Source organism: Kineococcus rhizosphaerae, from assembly GCF_003002055.1.
Taxonomy (GTDB): domain Bacteria; phylum Actinomycetota; class Actinomycetes; order Actinomycetales; family Kineococcaceae; genus Kineococcus; species Kineococcus rhizosphaerae.
In genome coordinates, this window is the sequence record NZ_PVZF01000014.1 from 60,742 (window position 1) to 77,743 (window position 17,002).

A 17,002-nucleotide genomic window follows, 5' to 3' on the forward strand; every position below is an offset into this window, starting at 1 on the left:
ACCGCGCAGCGGTCGGTCGGTGCACCCCGCGCCCCGGCGAGGCCGCCGCGCAGCGCTCCCACGGTGACCCCGAAGGGCGGGGGCGGGTGCTCCTCCTCGGACGTCCGGAGTGAGCGCACTCCCTCCGAACCGTCCGTTCCCCGCGGGAGTCTCGCGCGAACGGAGAGTCCGAGGAGGAGCACCCGCTCCCGCCCGGCTCCGAACCCACCCCCGCGCAGCGCCCCCCACGACACGAAGGACGACAATGCGCATCGACACCAACCTCCTCGGCGCCGTCGCGATGCCCGACGCCGGCATCGACGGCCCCCCCACGACGAGCCGCCGCTACGGCCGCCAGGACTACGCGAACGCCTTCGCCGACTTCGTCGCGTACGCGAAGACCGCCGACGAGACGGGTTTCGACACCCTCTGGTACACCGAGCACCACTTCCAGCACGAGGGTTACGAGGTCATCCCGAACCAGGTCCTGCTGGGGCTGTACTCCGCGGCCCTGACGCAGCGCGTGAACTTCGGGCAGATGTTCAACATCGTCCCGCAGTGGAACCCGTTGCGGCTGGCGGAGGACTTCGCGACCGCGGACGTCCTGACGGGCGGCCGGATGCGCTTCGGGGTGGGGCGCGGGACCGTGCCGCGCGAGATGCAGACGCTGGGCGCGCGCATCGAGTCCGGGGACAACGGCATGGACGCCGACGCGGAGAACGCGAACCGGGAGGTGTTCGCCGAGGCGATGGAGGTCATCAAGCTCGCCTTCGAGCAGGACCGGTTCTCTTACAGCGGCAAGCACTTCACCTACCCGCCGACGGGCATCCCGGACCGCGGCGGGGTCGTCACCGACCTGGCGCTCGTCCCGAACGTGCTGCGCCCGGTCGAGGTGTACCAGGCCTGCACGTCGCCGCGCACGGTGCAGTACGTCGCCGAGCAGGGCCACGTCGGGGTGTACACGCGGCAGTCGATCCCGTCGTTGCGGACCGCGTGGGAGCGGCACGCCGAGCACGCGGCCGCCGCGGGGCGCGACCCGCAGCGCATGCTCGTGCTGCACGCGCACGTGGGCCGCACGCGCGAGGAGGCGCTGGAGCGGGTCCGCCCGGCGCACGACGAGCTCGCCAAGCTCCTGTCCCCCTACGGCCGGTTCTCGTACTACGACGCCCCCGAGGGGACGGACTCGGTCCCGTTCGACTTCTGCCCGACGCTGGAGGAGTCCGCGCGGCAGCACATCTACGCCGTGGGGACGCCCGACGACGTCGCGGAGTCGATCGACGCCTACCGCGAGGCCCTGGGCCTGGACCTGCTGTCGCTGTCCCTGGACGGTCCGGGGTTGTCCCGCGAGGTCGTGCAGGAGCAGATGCACCTGGTCTCCTCCGAGGTCGCCCCCCGCCTCGGGATCCGGATGGTCCCGTGAGCATCGACACCACGGTCCCCGGCGGCGAGCTGCTCGCGCAGCTCGCCGCCGGTGAGTTCAGCGCCACCGACCTCGTGCAGGCCCACCTGGACCGCATCGCGGGCCCGGGGGCGGTCCTCAACGCGTTCACGCTCGTCGACGCCGACGGGGCCCTGACGGCGGCGAAGGAGGTCGACCGGGCCCGCGCCGCGGGCGAACCCCTGGGACCGCTGGCGGGCCTGCCGATCAGCGTCAAGGACTCCGTCGACGTGGCCGGGCTGCGCAGCACGCACGGGCGGTTGTCCGACGCGTACGTCGCCACCGTCGACGCGCCGGCCGTCCGCCGGCTGCGGGAGGCGGGGTGCGTCGTGCTGGGCAAGACGAACCTGCCCGTGTACCTGTCGGGTCACGAGAGCGCCAACGAGACGTTCGGCCGCACCCTGAACCCGTGGGACCTGCAGCGGTCCTCCGGGGGTTCCTCGGGCGGGGCGTCGGCCGCCGTGGCGGGGGGCCTGGCGGTCGCGGACCTGGGCAGCGACCTGGCGGGGTCGTTGCGGATGCCGGCGGCGTGGTGCGGGTTGTCGGGGCACCGGCCCTCGAACGGGGTGGTCTCCAAGCTCGGGAACCTGCCCTGGCCCCCCGGCGGTCTGCTGGAACCCCAGGTCTCGGCGATCGGGCCCATCACCCGCACCGCGGCCGACGCGGCGGCGTTCTTCGCGGCGATGGCCGGGCCGGAAGGGCCCGAGGCCGTGGGCTGGCGCCTGGAACTCCCGCCCGCCCGGGCCACGGCCCTGGCCGGGGTGCGCGTCGGGGTCTGGCTGGACGACGAGGCGTGCCCCGTGGACGCCGAGACCCGTTCGGCCATCACGGGTCTCGCCGACGCGCTGGAGCGCGCCGGGGCCGTCGTGGCGGAGTTCACGGACCCGCCCGTGGCCGGGCACGCCGACCTCGAGCTGTTCTGCCGGCTGCAGGCCGGTGAGGTCGTCCACGGTTTCGACGAGGAGAGGTTCGCCGAGCACGTCGCGGCGGCCGCGGCCGGCTCGGGGTTCTCCCGGGCCGTGACGGCCACGCACCGGCAGGTGCTGGCCGACTGGGAGGCGCAACGGGCGGCGATGGCCCGCTGGGCGCGCCGCTTCGAGGACGTCGACGTCGTGCTGGCCCCCGCCGTCCCCCGCACCGCGACCCGCTACGGCGAGGACGTCGACGCGGCAGCCCTGGTGTCCTGGAACCGGCTCACGAGCATCGGCAAGCTGCCGTCCACCGTCCTGGCCCTGGGCCCGGGCGCCGAGTCCGGGCTGCCCGTCGGGGTCCAGGTCCTCGGCCCCTACCTCGAGGACCACACCCCCCTGACGTTCGCGGTCCTCGCCGAGGCCGCCGGACTCGCCGGCTGGAAGGCACCCGCCCCGTGGACGTGAACTCCCTGCGCGACGCCCTGTCCGGGCTCGCCGACGTCGTCACCGACCTCGCCGCCCGCGAGGCGGCGCTGAAGGACTCCTCGTGGGTCTCCCCCGTCATCACCCGCACCCAGCCCCGGCGGACCCCCGCGGCCGTCGTCGTCCCGCACTCGGTCGCGGGGGTGCAGGCCCTGGCGCGCTGGGCCTTCGCCCACGACGTGCCGGTGGTGCCCCGCGGCAAGGGCACCTCGAACTACGGGCAGAGCGTCTCCCTCGTGGAGGGCGTCGTGCTGGACCTGACCCGGCTGGTCGGCGAACCCGAACTCGTCGTGGAGCGCGACGGCGGTGGTGACGGGGCCGGGCACGTGGAGTTCGTCCGGGTCCCGGCGGGCACCCGGTTCGACACCCTCATCGACCACCTGGAGCCCCTGGGCCGGGAACTGGCCTCCTTCCCGACGACGCTGAACTCGACCGTGGCCGGCTGGGTCGGCGGCGGTTCCGGCGGGGTCGGGGGCCTGGAGTTCGGGCTGAACCACGAGGGCGTCGTGCGCGAGTTGACGCTCGTCGGGGTCGACGGCGCGTCCGAACCGCTCGTGGTGCGCTGGCCGGACACCGCCCCGCACACCCACGCCTACGGCACGACGGGGGTCATCGTCTCCGTGGGGCTGCGGGTCGTCCCGGCGCGCGACTGGACGAGCCTGTTCGCCTCCGTCCCCGACCTGGACACCGGGGCCGCGCTGGCCCTGGACCTGCTGCAGCTGCACCCGGCCCCCCGGGTCCTGGCGGTCACCGAGGCCGAGCTCGCGGCGCTGTTCCCCGAGGACCCGGGCCTCGAACCCGGGGCCGTCAACGTGCGCGTGCAGCTGTCGGTGGACTCGGTGCCGCGGGCCCGCGACCTCGTGGAGCGGCACGGCGGCCGGGTGACGTCGGTGCGGGCCGACGCGAACCGCCTGCTGGCCACGCTCGTCAACAACCACACGACGGTGCGGGCCAAGGCCGCGCGCCCGGACCTGTTCCACGTCCTGGTCCGCGGGGACGCGATCGTGGGCCGCCGCGGTCTCGTGGAGTCCGTCTACCCCGGGGCGAGCCTGCAGCTGGAGGGCGGGCGCGTGCGGGGCGAGCGGTCCCTGTCGGGCCGGATCCTGGCCCCCTTCGTGTCCGCGGAGGCCGTCACCGACGGCATGCGGCGGCTGGCGGCCGAGGGGATCGAGGTCGACGATCCGCACAGCTGGGTGTGCCGCTCGCACCTGGCCGAACGCTGGCCGTGGGCCGAGCGCCTGGACCCCAAGGGGCTGCTGAACCCGGGCAAGCTCGAACCCCTCGGGGCCTGAGGGCACGGGCCCGCACGGCTCTGGCGTCCGGAACCCGGCGGTGGGACGATCGGAGACGGCAACGGCGCTGGAGGTGCCCCGTGGACAAGCGGCGAGTCGGACGTGGTGGGTTGCGGGCGGAACTGGACCCGGACCTGCGAGAACCCCGGTTGGTGCTGCGCGACGACGACGGGATCGTGACGGTCCTGCACGTCCGCCACGACCGGCTCGAGGAGGTCCGGCGGGCCCTGGACCAGGAGGGCCCGGAGCGGTCGTGCGTCCTCGAGCTCGTCGACGACACCGGGTCGGTGCAGACGTGGGGACGTTTCGTCTCACCCCGCGACGCGAGCGCGGTGGGTCTGGTCCTCCTGGTGTGCGACAGGCACTCCGACCACGCCGTGGTGCGCGAGGTCCTCGCCCGCCCCGCGGGGGCGCAGGACCTCGGTCGCGGCGCCGAGCGCTTCGGGGCGGAACTGGCGAGGATCACGACGCCCCACGCGCCGGCGTGGTGGGAGCCCCAGCCGTTGTGACGCGCGGCCGACGTGCTCCGGGGTTCCCCCGGGCTCGACGGTCCGGTCGATCCGCAGGTCCTGCCCGGCGCGGAACGCTCCTCCAGGGCCGCCGGGACGAGGTGCGCCGGGCGCGGCTCGCTGCCCGGCTCAGCGCGCGACGACGAGCGCCGTCGCGACGGCGGCGATGCCCTCGCCGCGGCCGGTCAGGCCGAGACCGTCGGTCGTGGTGCCGGCGACCGAGACCGGTGCCCCGACGGCGGCGCTGAGGGCCGCCTCGGCCTCCGCCCGGCGGCGCCCGATCTTCGGGCGGTTGCCGACGACCTGGACGGAGACGTTGCCGATCTCGAACCCGGCCTCGCGCACCAGGCGCGCGGCCTCCCCCAGCAGCCGGGCCCCGGAGGCGCCGGCGAACTCGGGGCGCGAGGTGCCGAAGTGGGCGCCGAGGTCCCCGAGGCCGGCGGCGGCGAACAGGGCGTCGCAGCAGGCGTGGGCGGCGACGTCGCCGTCGGAGTGCCCCTCGGGACCGGACTCCTCCTCCGGCCACAGCAGGCCCGCGACCCAGCACGGCCGCCCGACCGCGAGCGGGTGGACGTCGATCCCCGTCCCGACCCGGGGCAGGCCCGGGCTCGGCGCGGGACCGGGCAGCGGTGACGTCACGGTCCGACCTCCTGGTCGAGCAGGGCCCGGGCGAGCACGAGGTCGAGGGGCCGGGTCACCTTGAAGGCCCGGTCGTCGCCGGGCACCGTGACGACGACGTGCCCGAGGGCTTCGAGCATCCCGGCGTCGTCGGTGGCCGCGGCACCGGGGACGGCGGCGGCGTGGACGGCCCGCAGCACGGGGGCGGAGAAGCCCTGGGGCGTCTGCACGGCGACGAGCTCGCTGCGGTCGACGGTCTCCAGGACCCGTTCGGCGGCGACGCGCTTGACCGTGTCGGACACGGGCAGCACCGGGACCACCCCGGGCGCCCCGGCCCGCACGCGCGCCACGACGGCGGCGAACACGGCGGGGGGTGTGAGGCAGCGGGCGGCGTCGTGCACCAGGACGACGTCCACGTCGTCCGGCACCGCGTCGAGCCCGGCGCGCACGGAGTCCTGCCGCTCGGCGCCACCGGGCACCACGACGACAGTGGGCGCGACGGGACGCAGCAGGGTGCGGACCTCGTCGCACGCGACGACCGGCGCGACCACGACCACGACGTCGACGACGCCGGAAGCCACGGCGCGCCGGACGGCGTGCACGAGCAGCGGAACACCTGCGAGGGGAACCAGAGCCTTGGGGCGCGAGGCCCCGAGGCGGTCGCCCCGGCCGGCGGCCGGGACGACGAGCGCGGACCTCAGGAGGCCAGGACCTCGTCGAGCAGCGACTCGGCCTTGTCCTCGTTGGTGTTCTCGGCGAGCGCGAGCTCGGAGACGAGGATCTGACGCGCCTTGGCGAGCATGCGCTTCTCACCGGCCGACAGGCCGCGGTCCTGGTCGCGGCGCCACAGGTCGCGCACGACCTCGGCGACCTTGACGACGTCGCCGGACGCGAGCTTCTCGAGGTTCGCCTTGTAGCGGCGCGACCAGTTGGTCGGTTCCTCCGCGTAGGGGGTGCGCAGGACCGAGAACACCCGGTCCAGCCCCTCGCGACCCACGACGTCGCGGACCCCGACCAGGTCCACGTTGTCCGCGGGCACCTCGATGGTGAGGTCGCCCTGGGCGACCTTCAGCACGAGGTACAGCTTGTCCTCACCCTTGATGGTGCGGGTCTTGATCTCTTCGATCAGTGCTGCCCCGTGGTGGGGGTAGACGACCGTTTCGCCGACCGTGAAAGCCATAGAAGGTGACCCCTTTCCGTGACCCCAGATTACCACGGGAACGAGGCCCTGGACAGCCCCCGCCGGAGCGTTTGCGCAGGTCAGAGGCGTGAAGAGCCACCGTCAGGGCTTGACAGAGCCGCATCCTCGTGCTGCGCAAGGGGTTCACCGGGTCGCTGTGGGTGATCGTTCACGGGCTCTGCGGCACCGTCGCGGTGCGTTCGGGTCGTGACGGCGCCGTGATCGTCGCGTGATCGCCGCGCGGCGCGCGGCACCACCGCGACGCGGCTCCCCTGCGGCGGCACCTACGACTGCCGGTAGTCTGAACGCGTGAAGCTCCGCACCCGTTCCTCCGCCGGTCCTGCGCGCCGTCGATCCGCCCTGGCGGTCGTGACCGCAGCCGCCACCCTCGGGGTCGCGGGCTGCTCGGTCTTCTCCCCCGCCACCGTCCTGAAGCCCTACGAGCCCAGCGACGGCTCGGGCACCTCCCTGGGCGACGTGCAGGTCCGCAACGTCCTGCTCGTCTCCAGCGGGGTCGACGAACCGGGCGTGCTGTCGGCGGTCCTGGTCAACAGCGGCGACCAGTCGCAGGACGTGGACGTCTCGGTCGACGTCGACGCGGGCTCGGCCGGCTCGCGCACCTTCTCCGTCCCCCAGGGCGGGTCGGTGCACATCGGCGACCCCTCCGGCGTGGCCGAGGGCACCTCCGCCACCGACGACGACTCCGGCACCGAGTCGCAGGACTCCTGGCTGCAGGTCCCGCAGGTTCCGGTCACCCCCGGGCAGACCGTCAAGGTCACCTTCACCGTCGGTGGCCAGGAGGCCACGGTGGACGCGCAGGTCATGCTGCCGTGCTTCGAGTACGCGACGATCACCCCGACCGCCCCGGCCCCCACGGGCACCGCGACCGAGACCGCCTCGGCCACGCCGAGCCCGTCCGTCACCTGCGGCCCGGCGGTCGGCGAGGACCAGACGAACCAGGACGAGAGCGAGGGCTGACCCGCGACCGGTCGGTACGACGAAGGGGCGGTCCCGCCGGGACCGCCCCTTCGTCGTCTCCCCCCCGGCTCAGCCCTCGAACTTGTAGCCCAGGCCCCGGACGGTCACCAGGTGGCGCGGGTTCGCCGGGTCGGGTTCGATCTTGGCGCGCAACCGCTTGACGTGGACGTCGAGGGTCTTGGTGTCCCCCACGTAGTCCGAGCCCCACACGCGGTCGATGAGCTGGACCCGGGTCAGCACGCGGCCGGCGTTGCGCAGCAGCAGTTCCAGCAGCTCGAACTCCTTGAGCGGCAACGGGACGCGTTCCCCACGCACCGTCACGACGTGCCGGTCGACGTCCATCCGGACGCCCCCGGCCTCCACCGTCGTCTGCACGAGCTCCTCCGGCTCGGCGCCGCGGCGCAGCACCGCGCGCACCCGGGCGAGCAGCTCGCGCGAGGAGTACGGCTTGGTGACGTAGTCGTCCGCCCCGATCTCGAGCCCCACGACCTTGTCGATCTCCGAGTCCTTCGCCGTCAGCATGATGACCGGGACGCTGGAGCGCGTCCGCAACTGCCGGCAGACCTCCGTGCCGGGCAGGCCGGGGAGCATGAGGTCGAGCAGGACCAGGTCGGCGCCCGCCTTGTCGAACTCCTCCAGGGCGTCCGGCCCGTTCTCGGTGACCGCCACGTCGTAGCCCTCCCGCCGCAGCAGGTAGGACAGCGGGTCGGAGAACGACTCCTCGTCCTCGACCACCAGGATGCGCGTCACGGTCGGACCTCCAAGGGGGTGTTCGGGGTGGTGCGCCGCCCGGCGGGGCCCGCCGGGTCGGGCGCGCGGCTGTCGGGCGGTTCAGCGGTGTGCGCCAGCCGGGCGCGGGTCTGGGCGTCCGGGGCCGGGTCGGGCAGGCGCAGCGTGAAGGTCGAGCCCTCCCCCTCCGCGCTCCAGACCTTGACGTCGCCCCCGTGGTTGCCCGCGATGTGCTTGACGATCGACAGGCCGAGGCCGGTGCCGCCCGTGGACCGCGAGCGCGCGGGGTCGACGCGGTAGAAGCGCTCGAAGATGCGGTTCAGGTCCGCCTGGCTGATGCCCACCCCGCGGTCGGACACGGCCAGGTCGATCGTGGGGACCTGCTGCCCGGCCGGGGTCCCCACCACGCGGCCGACCCCTCGACGCACCTCGACGACGACGCGGCTGCGCTCCGGGGAGTACGCCAGGGCGTTGTGCACGAGGTTGCGCAGGGCCGTCACCAGGAGTTCGCGGTCGCCCTTCACGTGCAGCCCGCGCTGCCCCGCGACGACGACCTCCGAGCCCCGCTGGTGGGCGACGGTGCTGACCCGGTCGATCGCCTCGGCCACGAGCTGGTCGACCTCGAGCTCCTCCGGCTGCAGGACCGTCTCGGCGGCCTGCAACCGGGACAGGTCGATGATCTCCTGGACGAGGGTGGCCAGCCGGATCGACTCCCGGCGCATCCGGCTCGCGAAGTGCCGGACGGCGTCGGGGTCGTCGGCGGCGTCCTCGACCGCCTCCGAGAGCAGCGACAGCGCCCCGACGGGCGTCTTCAGCTCGTGGCTCACGTTGGCGACGAAGTCGCGGCGCACGGCCTCGACGCGCCGCGACTCCGTCCTGTCCTCCAGCATCAGCAGGACGTGGTGCGGGCCGAGCGGCGTCACCCGGGCCAGCACGATGGCCGGCGGCCGTCCCAGCCCCGCCCCGAGCTCGGTCTCCGTCTCGCGCACCCGGCCGTCGCGGCGGCAGGCGCGGACCATGTCCCGCAGCTGGGCGTCGACGAGCTCGCCGCCGGAGACGACCCCCGTGGCGTACGAGGCGGCGCTGGCCTTGACGACCTCGTCGTCCGCGGCGAGCACCACGGCCGACGAGCGCAGCGCCATCAGGACCTCGCTGACCCCCGGGGGCAGGGCGCCGACGGGCTGCGCGGAGCGGGCGGGGGTGTGCTGGATCCGTTCGGAGAGCCGGAACGCGAGGACACCCGCGGCGCCGGTCACCACGCCGACCGCCGCGGCGATCGAGACGGAGACCTCGCCCAGCACGGCACCAGCGTACGGTCGTCGTGGGGCCACGCCCCGCCACCGGCGCACCCGGCGCCCGCGGACCCCGCAGATGTTCACCCGCGAGGGGCCGTCCGTTCACCCTGCCCTGACAGCGTGGGGCTGGCACCATGAGCGCGTGGCGTCCCGCAGCCACGGGACGCACGCGCAGCGACCGCAGTTCCACCGGCCTGGAGGCACCCCCGTGCGCAACGTGTACCACGACGAGCTCAGCGGGCTCATCGACACCCTCGTGGAGATGACGCAGCTCGCCGAGTCGGCCATGACGCGTGCGACGACGGCGTTGCTCGACGCCGACCGCGAGCTCGCCGAGAACGTGATCTCCGCCGACCGGCGCATCGACGACCTGCAGCGCGACCTCGAGGAACGCGCCGTCGGGGTCCTGGCCCGCCAGTCCCCCGTGGCCACCGACCTGCGCGTGGTCGTCACCGCCCTGCGGATGAGCTCCAGCCTCGAGCGCATGGGGGACCTCGCCCGGCACGTCGCCAAGCTCGCGCGGCTGCGCTACCCCGACTCCGTCGTGCCCGCCGAGCTGCGCGCGACCGTGCTGGAGATGGGGCAGGTGGCCGAGCGCATCGTGGCCAAGGCGGGTTCGGTCATCGCCACCCGCGACGTCCAGCTCGCGGCCGAGATGGAGGTCGACGACGACCGGATGGACGCCCTGCACCGCCAGGTCTTCGAGCAGCTCCTGTCGCACACGTGGAACCACCCGACGGAGGTCGCCGTCGACCTGACCCTGTGCAGCCGCTACTACGAGCGCTTCGCCGACCACGCCGTCTCGGTCGCCAAGTCGGTGCTCTTCCTCGTGACCGGTTCGCGGGACGAGGACGTTGCCGCGCAGCGCATCTGAGGCCGGCGCCCGCCCGTCGCGCGAACGCGCCGCCACCGGGCGCGGGGTGTAGCGTCAGGACGTGATCACGCCTGCTCGGGCCCGGGCCGCGCTGTGCTGCGCACTCGGTGCGGCAGGCCTGCTGACGGGCTGCGGCGCGGGCGACGAGGCCCCGGACCCGGCGCCCACGACGACCACCGCCTCGCCCGTCTCGTCGTCGGGCACCCCCACGGCCGGCCCGACGAGCACGGGGCCGGCCTTCGACTGCGCCTCGGTCCGCAGCGCCCAGGAGAAGCTGGACGCCGACTACTCCGACGAGCTGGACCGGCTCGGGATCAAGCGCAGCGACCCGCGGGCCCAGTCGGTGTTCACCGTCGTGACGACCAACGAGGGCCCGACGTACTACGCCGCCGTCCTGGCCGCGGCCCCGCCCGACGCCACGCCGGACGCCCAGCTCGTCCTGGACTACTACACGCGCCTGGCCACCCAGGTGGGGACCCTGGACCCCGGCACGGGGTCGACGGAGGACCTCGCGAAGGCCATGGACACCCTCGACGAGGCCGGGCTCGTGGTGAACCCCGCCGCGGACGCGGCGACGACGGTCGTCGAGGCCCAGGAGCGGTTGCAGGCCGCGGTGGAGAAGGACTGCGCGAAGGCCTCCCCCTCGGCCACCCCCTCCGCATCCAGCGCCTCGGGGACGGCGTCGGGGCCGGCGACTACCTGACCAGCTCGGCGAGGATGCGCGCCGACTCCAGCGCCGCGCGGTCCTGGTCGAAGTCCCACGCCCGCGCCGGACCGCCGGACGCCTTGCGCCGCAGCGGCTCCGGATCGGCGGCGAAGTCGACGAGAGCGTCGGCGAGGGCACCGGCGTCCTCGACGGGCACGAGCTCCCCGAGCTCGCCGTCGCGCAGGACGTACCGCGGACCCGTCGGGCAGTCGGTCGCGACCACGGGGGTGCCGTGCGCGAGCGCCTCGAGCAGCACGAGGCTGCCGTTGCCCTCGTAGCGCGAGGACAGGACGAACAGGTCGGCACCGGCCAGCAGGTTCTGCAGGTTGCCCACGTGCCCGGCGAAGTCGACGCGGTCGCCGATCTCGAGCAGGTCGGCGCGCGAGCGCAGGTCGGCCTCCTCCTCGCCGGCCCCGACGAGGACCAGTTCGAGGTCCGCCCCGGCGCTCACGGCGCGCGCCAGGGCGTCGAGCAGGACGTCGAACCCCTTCTGCTCCGTCAGGCGCCCGGCCGCCACGAGGCGCGTGCGCCCGGTCGTGGACCGGACGGGGCCGCCGGTGGCGGCGACCTTCGCGAGGGTCGCGGCCACGTCGATGCCGACGTCGACGCTGTGGATGCGCTCGTCGGGGACCCCGACCTCGCGCACGTCGACGACGAGCCCGGGTGAGACGCAGATCGCCGCGTCGACGCGCCGGTGGACCTCGGTCAGCAGGGGCCGCAACCGCGCCGGGTTCCAGGCCGCGACCGCGCGCGGCAGGGAGCTCTGCACGACGACCACGAACGGCTTGCGCGCCAGCCGGGCCGCGACCCAGCCGATGAGCACGCCGTACCCGACCTCGCTGCCGGACACCACGACGTCGGCGCGGCGGGCGTGCCGCAGCGTGTTGGCGACGATCCGCGGTGCGGCGGAACGGAACCGGCGCACCTGCGCGCTGCCCCACCGGGTGTCCAGCGCGGGGTCCGGGGCGAGCATCGGGCCCTCGGGCTCGACGTTCTCCAGGACGAGGAAGCGCACGCGGGCACCGAGGCCCTGCCAGCGGCGGGCCAGGTCGAGGGAGACCCGCAGGCCCCCGTTGTCCCGCATCGCCCCTTCGATGAGCAGGACCCGGGGCCCGCGGTCCGCCAAGGTCAGCGGCCCTGGTTGGCGACGGCGGCCGCGGCGGCCGCGGCGGCGGCCGGGTCGAGGTACTCCCCGCCCGGCACCAGCGGCTTCAGGTCGGCGTCGAGCCGGTACACCAGCGGGATGCCCGTGGGGATGTTCAGCCCGGCGATGTCGGCGTCGGAGATGCCGTCGAGGTGCTTGACCAGGGCGCGCAGCGAGTTGCCGTGGGCGGCGAGCAGGACCGTCTTGCCGGCCTGCAGGTCCGGGACGACCTGCTCGGTCCAGTAGGGCAGCATGCGCGCGACGACGTCGGCGAGGCACTCGGTGCGCGGGGCGTCGGCGCCGAGGTCGGCGTAGCGCGGGTCGGCGTCCTGGGAGAACTCCGAGCCGAGCTCGATGGCCGGCGGCGGGGTGTCGTAGGAGCGGCGCCACAGCATGAACTGCTCCTCGCCGAACTCGGCGAGCGTCTGCTTCTTGTCCTTGCCCTGCAGCGCACCGTAGTGGCGCTCGTTGAGGCGCCAGGACCGCTTGACGTCGATCCAGTGCCGGTCGGCGGCGTCGAGGGCCAGGAACGCCGTCGTGATCGCGCGGCGCAGCAGCGAGGTGTGCACGACGTCGGGCAGGACGCCGGACTCGACGAGCATCCGCCCGCCGGCGGTGGCCTCGGCCCGCCCCTTCTCGGACAGCGCGACGTCGACCCAGCCCGTGAACAGGTTCAGGGCGTTCCACTCGCTCTCGCCGTGCCGGAGGAGGACGAGGGTGTGCGCCGCTTCAGTCATGGGGCGAACCCTACCGAGCCCCGGTGCCGCGCCGGTCCGCCGCCGCCCGGCGGTACAGCTCCAGCACCGCCTCGGCCGTGGCCCCCCAGCCGAAGCCCCGGGCGCGGGCCGCGGCCCGCTGCCCCATCGCGGTCCGCCGGCCGGGGTCGTCGAGGAGGCCGGCCAGCGCCCGGGCCCAGGTGCGCGGGTCGTGGTCGGGCACGAGGACCCCCGTGCCGGACAGCGGGTCGGCGTCGACGGCCGTGCGCAGCCCGCCGACGGCCGCGGCCGCCACGGGGGTCCCGCAGGCCTGCGCCTCGAGGGCGACGAGGCCGAAGGACTCGTTGTACGAGGGCACGGTGACGACGTCGGCGGCGCGGTAGTGGTCGGCCAGGACGTCGCGCGGGGTGGGCGGGGCGAGCGTCACGACGTCGGCGAGCCCGAGGTCGGCGACGAGCTCGGCCAGGGACTCCGGGTGGGCCGTGCCGGACCCGCTGGGCCCGCCGAGCACGACGACCCGCAGCCGCGGCCTGCGCCACGGCTGGACGCGCAGGAGCTCGGCGGCGGCCCGCACGAGCAGGTCGGGGGCCTTCAGCGGCTGGATGCGGCCCACGAACAGCAGGACCTCGGCGTCGGCGGGCCAGCCCAGGCGCCGGCGGGACTGCGCGCGCCCGGGGTCGGGCCGGAACGTGGCCAGGTCCACCCCGGGCGGCACGACGGCGACGCGGGCCGGGTCGGCGCCGTAGAGGGTGAGCAGGTCCTCGCGCTCGGCGGAGGTGTTGGCCACGATGCGGTCGGCGGCGTCGACGACCTGCTGCTCGCCGATGACGCGGCCGGCCGGCTCGGGGGTGTCGCCCTCGGCGAGGGCGGCGTTCTTCACCTTGGCCATGGTGTGCATGGAGTGCACGAGGGGGACGTCCCAGCGGTCGGCCGTCAGCCAGCCGACCTGGCCGGAGAGCCAGTAGTGCGAGTGCACGACGTCGTAGTGGTGCTCGGCGTGCCGGGCCTCGGCGTGCAGCACCCCCGCGGTGAACGCGCACAGCTGCCCCGGCAGGTCCTCCTTGGCCAGCCCCTCGTAGGGGCCGGCGGCGACGTGCCGGACGCGGACGCCGGGCGCGTCCTCGACGAGCGCCGGCTGGTCGGAGGACGTGCGGCGGGTGAAGACCTCGACCTCCACCCCGCGCCGGGCGAGCTGGCGGGACAGCTCGAGGACGTAGACGTTCATGCCGCCGGCGTCGCCCGTGCCGGGCTGGGCGAGCGGGGAGGTGTGGACGGAGAGCATCGCGACCCGGGCGACGTCGTTCCCCATGTCGTTCAGCGCGCCTCCTCCCCCGTAGTGTCCCGGCGTGCCCCGGCAGTCTGCCTCCCGCGTCCGCACCGGCGCTGCGGGGGTGCCCGCGGCGGGTTCGGCGGTGGGCGCGGTGACGCGCGGGACGACGGGTCCGGACCGGCTGCGGCGCGTCGAGCGCTGGCTGGCGCAGACCCAGGGGCCGCGGCTGCGCCGGGCGTCCGACCCGCTCGTGGTCGACCTCGGCTACGGCGCCTCGCACGTCACGGTGACCGACCTGCAGCGCTGGCTGCGCCGGGTCCGCCCGGACGTGCGGGTGGTCGGGCTGGAGATCGCCCCCGAGCGCGTCGCCTCGGCGCGCGCGGCGCTGGCCGGGGTCGCCGGGGCGCCGGAGTTCGCCGTGGGCGGCTTCGAGGTCCCCACGGCCGGCGACCCCGTCCTCGTCCGGGCCTTCAACGTGCTGCGGCAGTACGAGTCCGACCAGGTCGAGCGGACGTGGGACCTGCTGCGCTCGCGGCTGGCGCCCGGCGGGCTGCTCGTCGACGGGACGTGCGACGAGCTGGGGCGGCGCTCGACGTGGGTCGCCCTGGAGCGCGAGGCCGGCCCGGTGTCGCTGACGGTGTCGGTGCGCCTGGCCGGCCTGCCGGCGCCCTCGGCCGTCGCCGAGCGGCTGCCGAAGGTCCTCATCCACCGCAACGTGCCCGGCGAGGGCGTCCACGACCTGCTGCGCGCGGCCGACGACGCGTGGGCGCGGGCGGCGCCGGCGGGCACGTTCGGGGTGCGGCAGCGGTGGGTCGCCACGTGCCGGGACCTGGCCCGCGACTGGCCCGTGCTGGGCGGGCCGTCGCGCTGGCGCCTGGGTGAGCTCAGCGTGGACTGGTCCTGCGTCGCGCCGGGCCGGCGTCGGGCATGATCTGCCGGTACCCCGAGCAGGTGTCAGGAGGTGGTCACGTGGCACGTGCGGCGCAGCACGGGTCCCGGCCGACGATCCGCGACATCGCGCGGGTGGCCGGGGTCTCCAAGGCGTCGGTCTCCTACGCGCTGAACGACCGGCCGGGGGTGTCCGAGCAGACCCGCGCGCGGATCCGCGCGACGGCCACCGACCTCGGGTGGCGGCCCAGCGCGGCCGCCCGGTCGCTGTCGAACGCCCGGGCGGGGGCGGTCGGGCTGGCCCTGGCGCGCGACGTGCGGCTCCTGGAGGAGGAGCCGTACTACGTGCGGTTCATCGCCGGGCTCGAGACCGTCCTGGCCGCGGAGGGCCTGTCGCTGCTGCTGAGCGTCGTGCCGGACGTGGACGCGGCCGTGCGGGTCCTGCGCGGCTGGTGGGGCGAGCGCCGGGTGGACGGGGTGATCCTCACCGACCTGCTCGCCGACGACCCCCGCGTCGACCTCGTCGCCGAGCTGGGGATCCCGTGCGCGCTGCGCGGCGGCATCGACGACCGGCTGCCCACGGGCGGGCACCTGGCGCTGACGGTGGAGACCGAGCGGCAGGCGTTCACCGACGTCGTGCGGCACCTGCGCGAGCAGGGCCACGAGCGTCTGGGGCGCGTCAGCGGTCCGCGCCAGTTCCAGCACACGCGCCGGCGCGACGTGGCCTGGGAGGAGGTCACCCGGGCGGCGTTCGGGCGGGTGCAGCCCGTCGTCGAGGCCGACTACAGCTCCTCCGGCGGGCTGGCGGCGACGCGCGCGCTGCTGGCCGCCCCGCAGCCCCCGACGGCGGTCGTCTACGACAACGACGTCATGGCCGCGGCCGTGATCGCCGAGCGCGAGGAGCTGGGGCTGCGCGTGCCCGGGGAGTTCGCCGTCGTCGCGGGCGAGGACTCGGTCCTGTGCCGGCTGGCGAGCCCAGCGATCAGCTCCCTGCACCGCGACGTCGTGGCCGACGGGGCGCGCAGCGCGCGGCTGCTGCTGGACGTGCTCGTGGGCCGGGCGAGCGAGGCGTCGGTGGCCGAGCCGCGGCGGTTCGTGGCGCGCGCCAGCTCCACCCGGGTCTGAACCCGGTTCAGGCCTCCAGCCAGATCGTCGTCGGGCCGTCGTTGACGAGCTCGACGGCCATGTCGGCGCCGAAGCGGCCCGTCTCCACCCGCAGCCCGTGCCCGCGCAGGGCGTGCGCGACGGCGTCGACGAGGGGTTCGGCGACGGGCCCGGGAGCGGCGGCGTTCCACGTCGGGCGCCGGCCCTTGCGGGTGTCGGCGTAGAGCGTGAACTGGCTGACGAGCAGGACGGGGGCGCCGACGTCGACGGCCGCGCGCTCGTCGCGCAGGATCCGCAGCTGGGCGACCTTGCGGGCCACGAGCTCGACCTGGGCGGGCCCGTCGTCGTGGGTGACGCCCAGCAGGACCACGAGTCCCGGCTCCTCGATCGCGCCCACGACGGTCCCGTCGACGCTGACCCGGGCGCGCGTGACGCGCTGCACGACTGCCCGCACGACGGGCTCCCCTCTGCTCCGTCCGCATGGACGTGTGGTGGCGATCGGTGGTGATGTGGTGGACGCGGACCGAACCTCACCTGACGGCAGGGTTGCGACCGTACGATCGGCGGGTGCTGCACACCCTCCTGGACGCGCCCGTGGTGATCCCCGTGACCCTGCTGGCCGTCGGGATCTGCGCGCTGGGTGCGCTGGTGCGGCCGCGGGTGGACTCGGCGCTCGTGCTGGGCCTGCTCGCGGCGATCTGGACCCGGGTGAACCAGCCCGTCGAGGGCCGGATCCTGCACACGTGGACCGCCGACCGGGGGTTCACCGAGGCCGACCTGGTCTCCGCGGCCGCCCTCGTCGTCGCAGCCCTCACGCTGGCGCGGTGCGCGTGGCGCCTGGCCCGGCGCCTGAGCCGGCGGGCGGACGCGCTGCCCGCCCGCTGAGGC

19 protein-coding genes are annotated in these 17,002 nt (G+C 75.2%); 10 read left to right on the plus strand and 9 right to left on the minus strand.

The features are described from left to right. Positions 1 to 244: 244 nt before the first annotated feature. The 4 genes from CLV37_RS22440 (at position 245) to CLV37_RS22455 (ending at position 4,612) form a co-directional block, all read left to right on the plus strand. Positions 245 to 1,399, plus strand: coding sequence for an LLM class flavin-dependent oxidoreductase (locus tag CLV37_RS22440; protein WP_106214679.1), 1,155 nt, complete (start codon positions 245 to 247; stop codon positions 1,397 to 1,399). Next, positions 1,396 to 2,793, plus strand: a complete 1,398-nt coding sequence (locus CLV37_RS22445; protein WP_170127442.1) for an amidase family protein — start codon at positions 1,396 to 1,398, stop codon at positions 2,791 to 2,793. Before CLV37_RS22440 ends, CLV37_RS22445 begins: the two co-directional genes overlap by 4 nt. Further along, positions 2,784 to 4,103: an FAD-binding oxidoreductase gene (locus CLV37_RS22450; protein WP_106214683.1), complete on the plus strand. Its 1,320-nt coding sequence runs from the start codon at positions 2,784 to 2,786 to the stop codon at positions 4,101 to 4,103. The genes CLV37_RS22445 and CLV37_RS22450 overlap by 10 nt, the downstream gene beginning before the upstream one ends. Before the next feature lie 80 nt (positions 4,104 to 4,183). Beyond that, entirely contained in the window at positions 4,184 to 4,612 is a 429-nt protein-coding gene (locus CLV37_RS22455; RefSeq protein WP_146149545.1) for a hypothetical protein, read from the plus strand. A 129-nt stretch (positions 4,613 to 4,741) separates the two neighbouring features. Here CLV37_RS22455 and ispF read toward each other — a convergent pair whose 3' ends face one another. From ispF to CLV37_RS22470, 3 genes are read right to left on the minus strand one after another with little or no spacing between them, the layout of a single operon-like run. Then, complete coding sequence (gene ispF / locus CLV37_RS22460; RefSeq protein WP_106214688.1) at positions 4,742 to 5,251, minus strand: 2-C-methyl-D-erythritol 2,4-cyclodiphosphate synthase; 510 nt, start codon at positions 5,249 to 5,251, stop codon at positions 4,742 to 4,744. Beyond that, positions 5,248 to 5,931 (minus strand): 2-C-methyl-D-erythritol 4-phosphate cytidylyltransferase, encoded by a 684-nt coding sequence (ispD, locus tag CLV37_RS22465; RefSeq protein WP_106214690.1) that lies wholly within the window; start codon positions 5,929 to 5,931, stop codon positions 5,248 to 5,250. The genes ispF and ispD overlap by 4 nt, the downstream gene beginning before the upstream one ends. Then, positions 5,928 to 6,410 (minus strand): CarD family transcriptional regulator, encoded by a 483-nt coding sequence (locus CLV37_RS22470; protein WP_012084764.1) that lies wholly within the window; start codon positions 6,408 to 6,410, stop codon positions 5,928 to 5,930. The genes ispD and CLV37_RS22470 overlap by 4 nt, the downstream gene beginning before the upstream one ends. A 309-nt stretch (positions 6,411 to 6,719) precedes the next feature. Here CLV37_RS22470 and CLV37_RS22475 point away from each other — a divergent pair, with 309 nt between their 5' ends. Next, positions 6,720 to 7,388 carry a hypothetical protein gene (locus tag CLV37_RS22475; RefSeq protein ID WP_146149546.1) on the plus strand — a complete coding sequence of 223 codons (669 nt, stop codon included), beginning with the start codon at positions 6,720 to 6,722 and terminating at the stop codon, positions 7,386 to 7,388. Between the two features lie 69 nt (positions 7,389 to 7,457). Here the strand turns inward: CLV37_RS22475 and CLV37_RS22480 are convergent, their stop codons facing one another. Then, entirely contained in the window at positions 7,458 to 8,138 is a 681-nt protein-coding gene (locus CLV37_RS22480; RefSeq protein WP_106214694.1) for a response regulator transcription factor, read from the minus strand. Next, complete coding sequence (locus CLV37_RS22485; RefSeq protein ID WP_245885608.1) at positions 8,135 to 9,418, minus strand: sensor histidine kinase; 1,284 nt, start codon at positions 9,416 to 9,418, stop codon at positions 8,135 to 8,137. Before CLV37_RS22485 ends, CLV37_RS22480 begins: the two co-directional genes overlap by 4 nt. Before the next feature lie 202 nt (positions 9,419 to 9,620). Here CLV37_RS22485 and phoU point away from each other — a divergent pair, with 202 nt between their 5' ends. Next, positions 9,621 to 10,286: a phosphate signaling complex protein PhoU gene (gene phoU / locus CLV37_RS22490; RefSeq protein ID WP_106214696.1), complete on the plus strand. Its 666-nt coding sequence runs from the start codon at positions 9,621 to 9,623 to the stop codon at positions 10,284 to 10,286. Between the two features lie 61 nt (positions 10,287 to 10,347). Next, positions 10,348 to 10,989, plus strand: coding sequence for a hypothetical protein (locus CLV37_RS22495; RefSeq protein WP_106214698.1), 642 nt, complete (start codon positions 10,348 to 10,350; stop codon positions 10,987 to 10,989). Here CLV37_RS22495 and CLV37_RS22500 read toward each other — a convergent pair. The 3 genes from CLV37_RS22500 to mshA are packed head-to-tail and all read right to left on the minus strand — an operon-like array spanning position 10,982 to position 14,161. After that, on the minus strand, positions 10,982 to 12,076 hold the full coding sequence (locus tag CLV37_RS22500; protein WP_170127443.1) for a glycosyltransferase: 1,095 nt from the start codon (positions 12,074 to 12,076) through the stop codon (positions 10,982 to 10,984). The two genes, CLV37_RS22495 and CLV37_RS22500, sit on opposite strands and share 8 nt — an antisense overlap. 44 nt (positions 12,077 to 12,120) lie before the next feature. Then, positions 12,121 to 12,873, minus strand: coding sequence for a phosphoglyceromutase (locus tag CLV37_RS22505; protein ID WP_106214702.1), 753 nt, complete (start codon positions 12,871 to 12,873; stop codon positions 12,121 to 12,123). 10 nt (positions 12,874 to 12,883) lie between these two features. Further along, positions 12,884 to 14,161: a D-inositol-3-phosphate glycosyltransferase gene (gene mshA / locus CLV37_RS22510; RefSeq protein ID WP_106214704.1), complete on the minus strand. Its 1,278-nt coding sequence runs from the start codon at positions 14,159 to 14,161 to the stop codon at positions 12,884 to 12,886. 103 nt (positions 14,162 to 14,264) lie between these two features. On the opposite strand from mshA, the gene CLV37_RS22515 reads away from it, so the two are divergent. Both CLV37_RS22515 and CLV37_RS22520 read left to right on the plus strand, forming a co-directional pair. Next, positions 14,265 to 15,053 carry a class I SAM-dependent methyltransferase gene (locus CLV37_RS22515; RefSeq protein WP_342762303.1) on the plus strand — a complete coding sequence of 263 codons (789 nt, stop codon included), beginning with the start codon at positions 14,265 to 14,267 and terminating at the stop codon, positions 15,051 to 15,053. A 38-nt stretch (positions 15,054 to 15,091) separates the two neighbouring features. Further along, a complete protein-coding gene (locus tag CLV37_RS22520; RefSeq protein WP_170127444.1) occupies positions 15,092 to 16,135 on the plus strand; it encodes a LacI family DNA-binding transcriptional regulator in 1,044 nt (347 codons plus the stop codon). A gap of 7 nt (positions 16,136 to 16,142) precedes the next feature. Here the strand turns inward: CLV37_RS22520 and dtd are convergent, their stop codons facing one another. Continuing rightward, positions 16,143 to 16,568, minus strand: a complete 426-nt coding sequence (dtd, locus tag CLV37_RS22525) for a D-aminoacyl-tRNA deacylase (RefSeq protein WP_106214708.1) — start codon at positions 16,566 to 16,568, stop codon at positions 16,143 to 16,145. 113 nt (positions 16,569 to 16,681) lie between these two features. Between dtd and CLV37_RS22530 the strand changes: the two genes are divergently transcribed. Next, positions 16,682 to 16,999, plus strand: coding sequence for a hypothetical protein (locus CLV37_RS22530; RefSeq protein ID WP_106214711.1), 318 nt, complete (start codon positions 16,682 to 16,684; stop codon positions 16,997 to 16,999). The last annotated feature ends 3 nt before the right edge of the window (positions 17,000 to 17,002 follow it).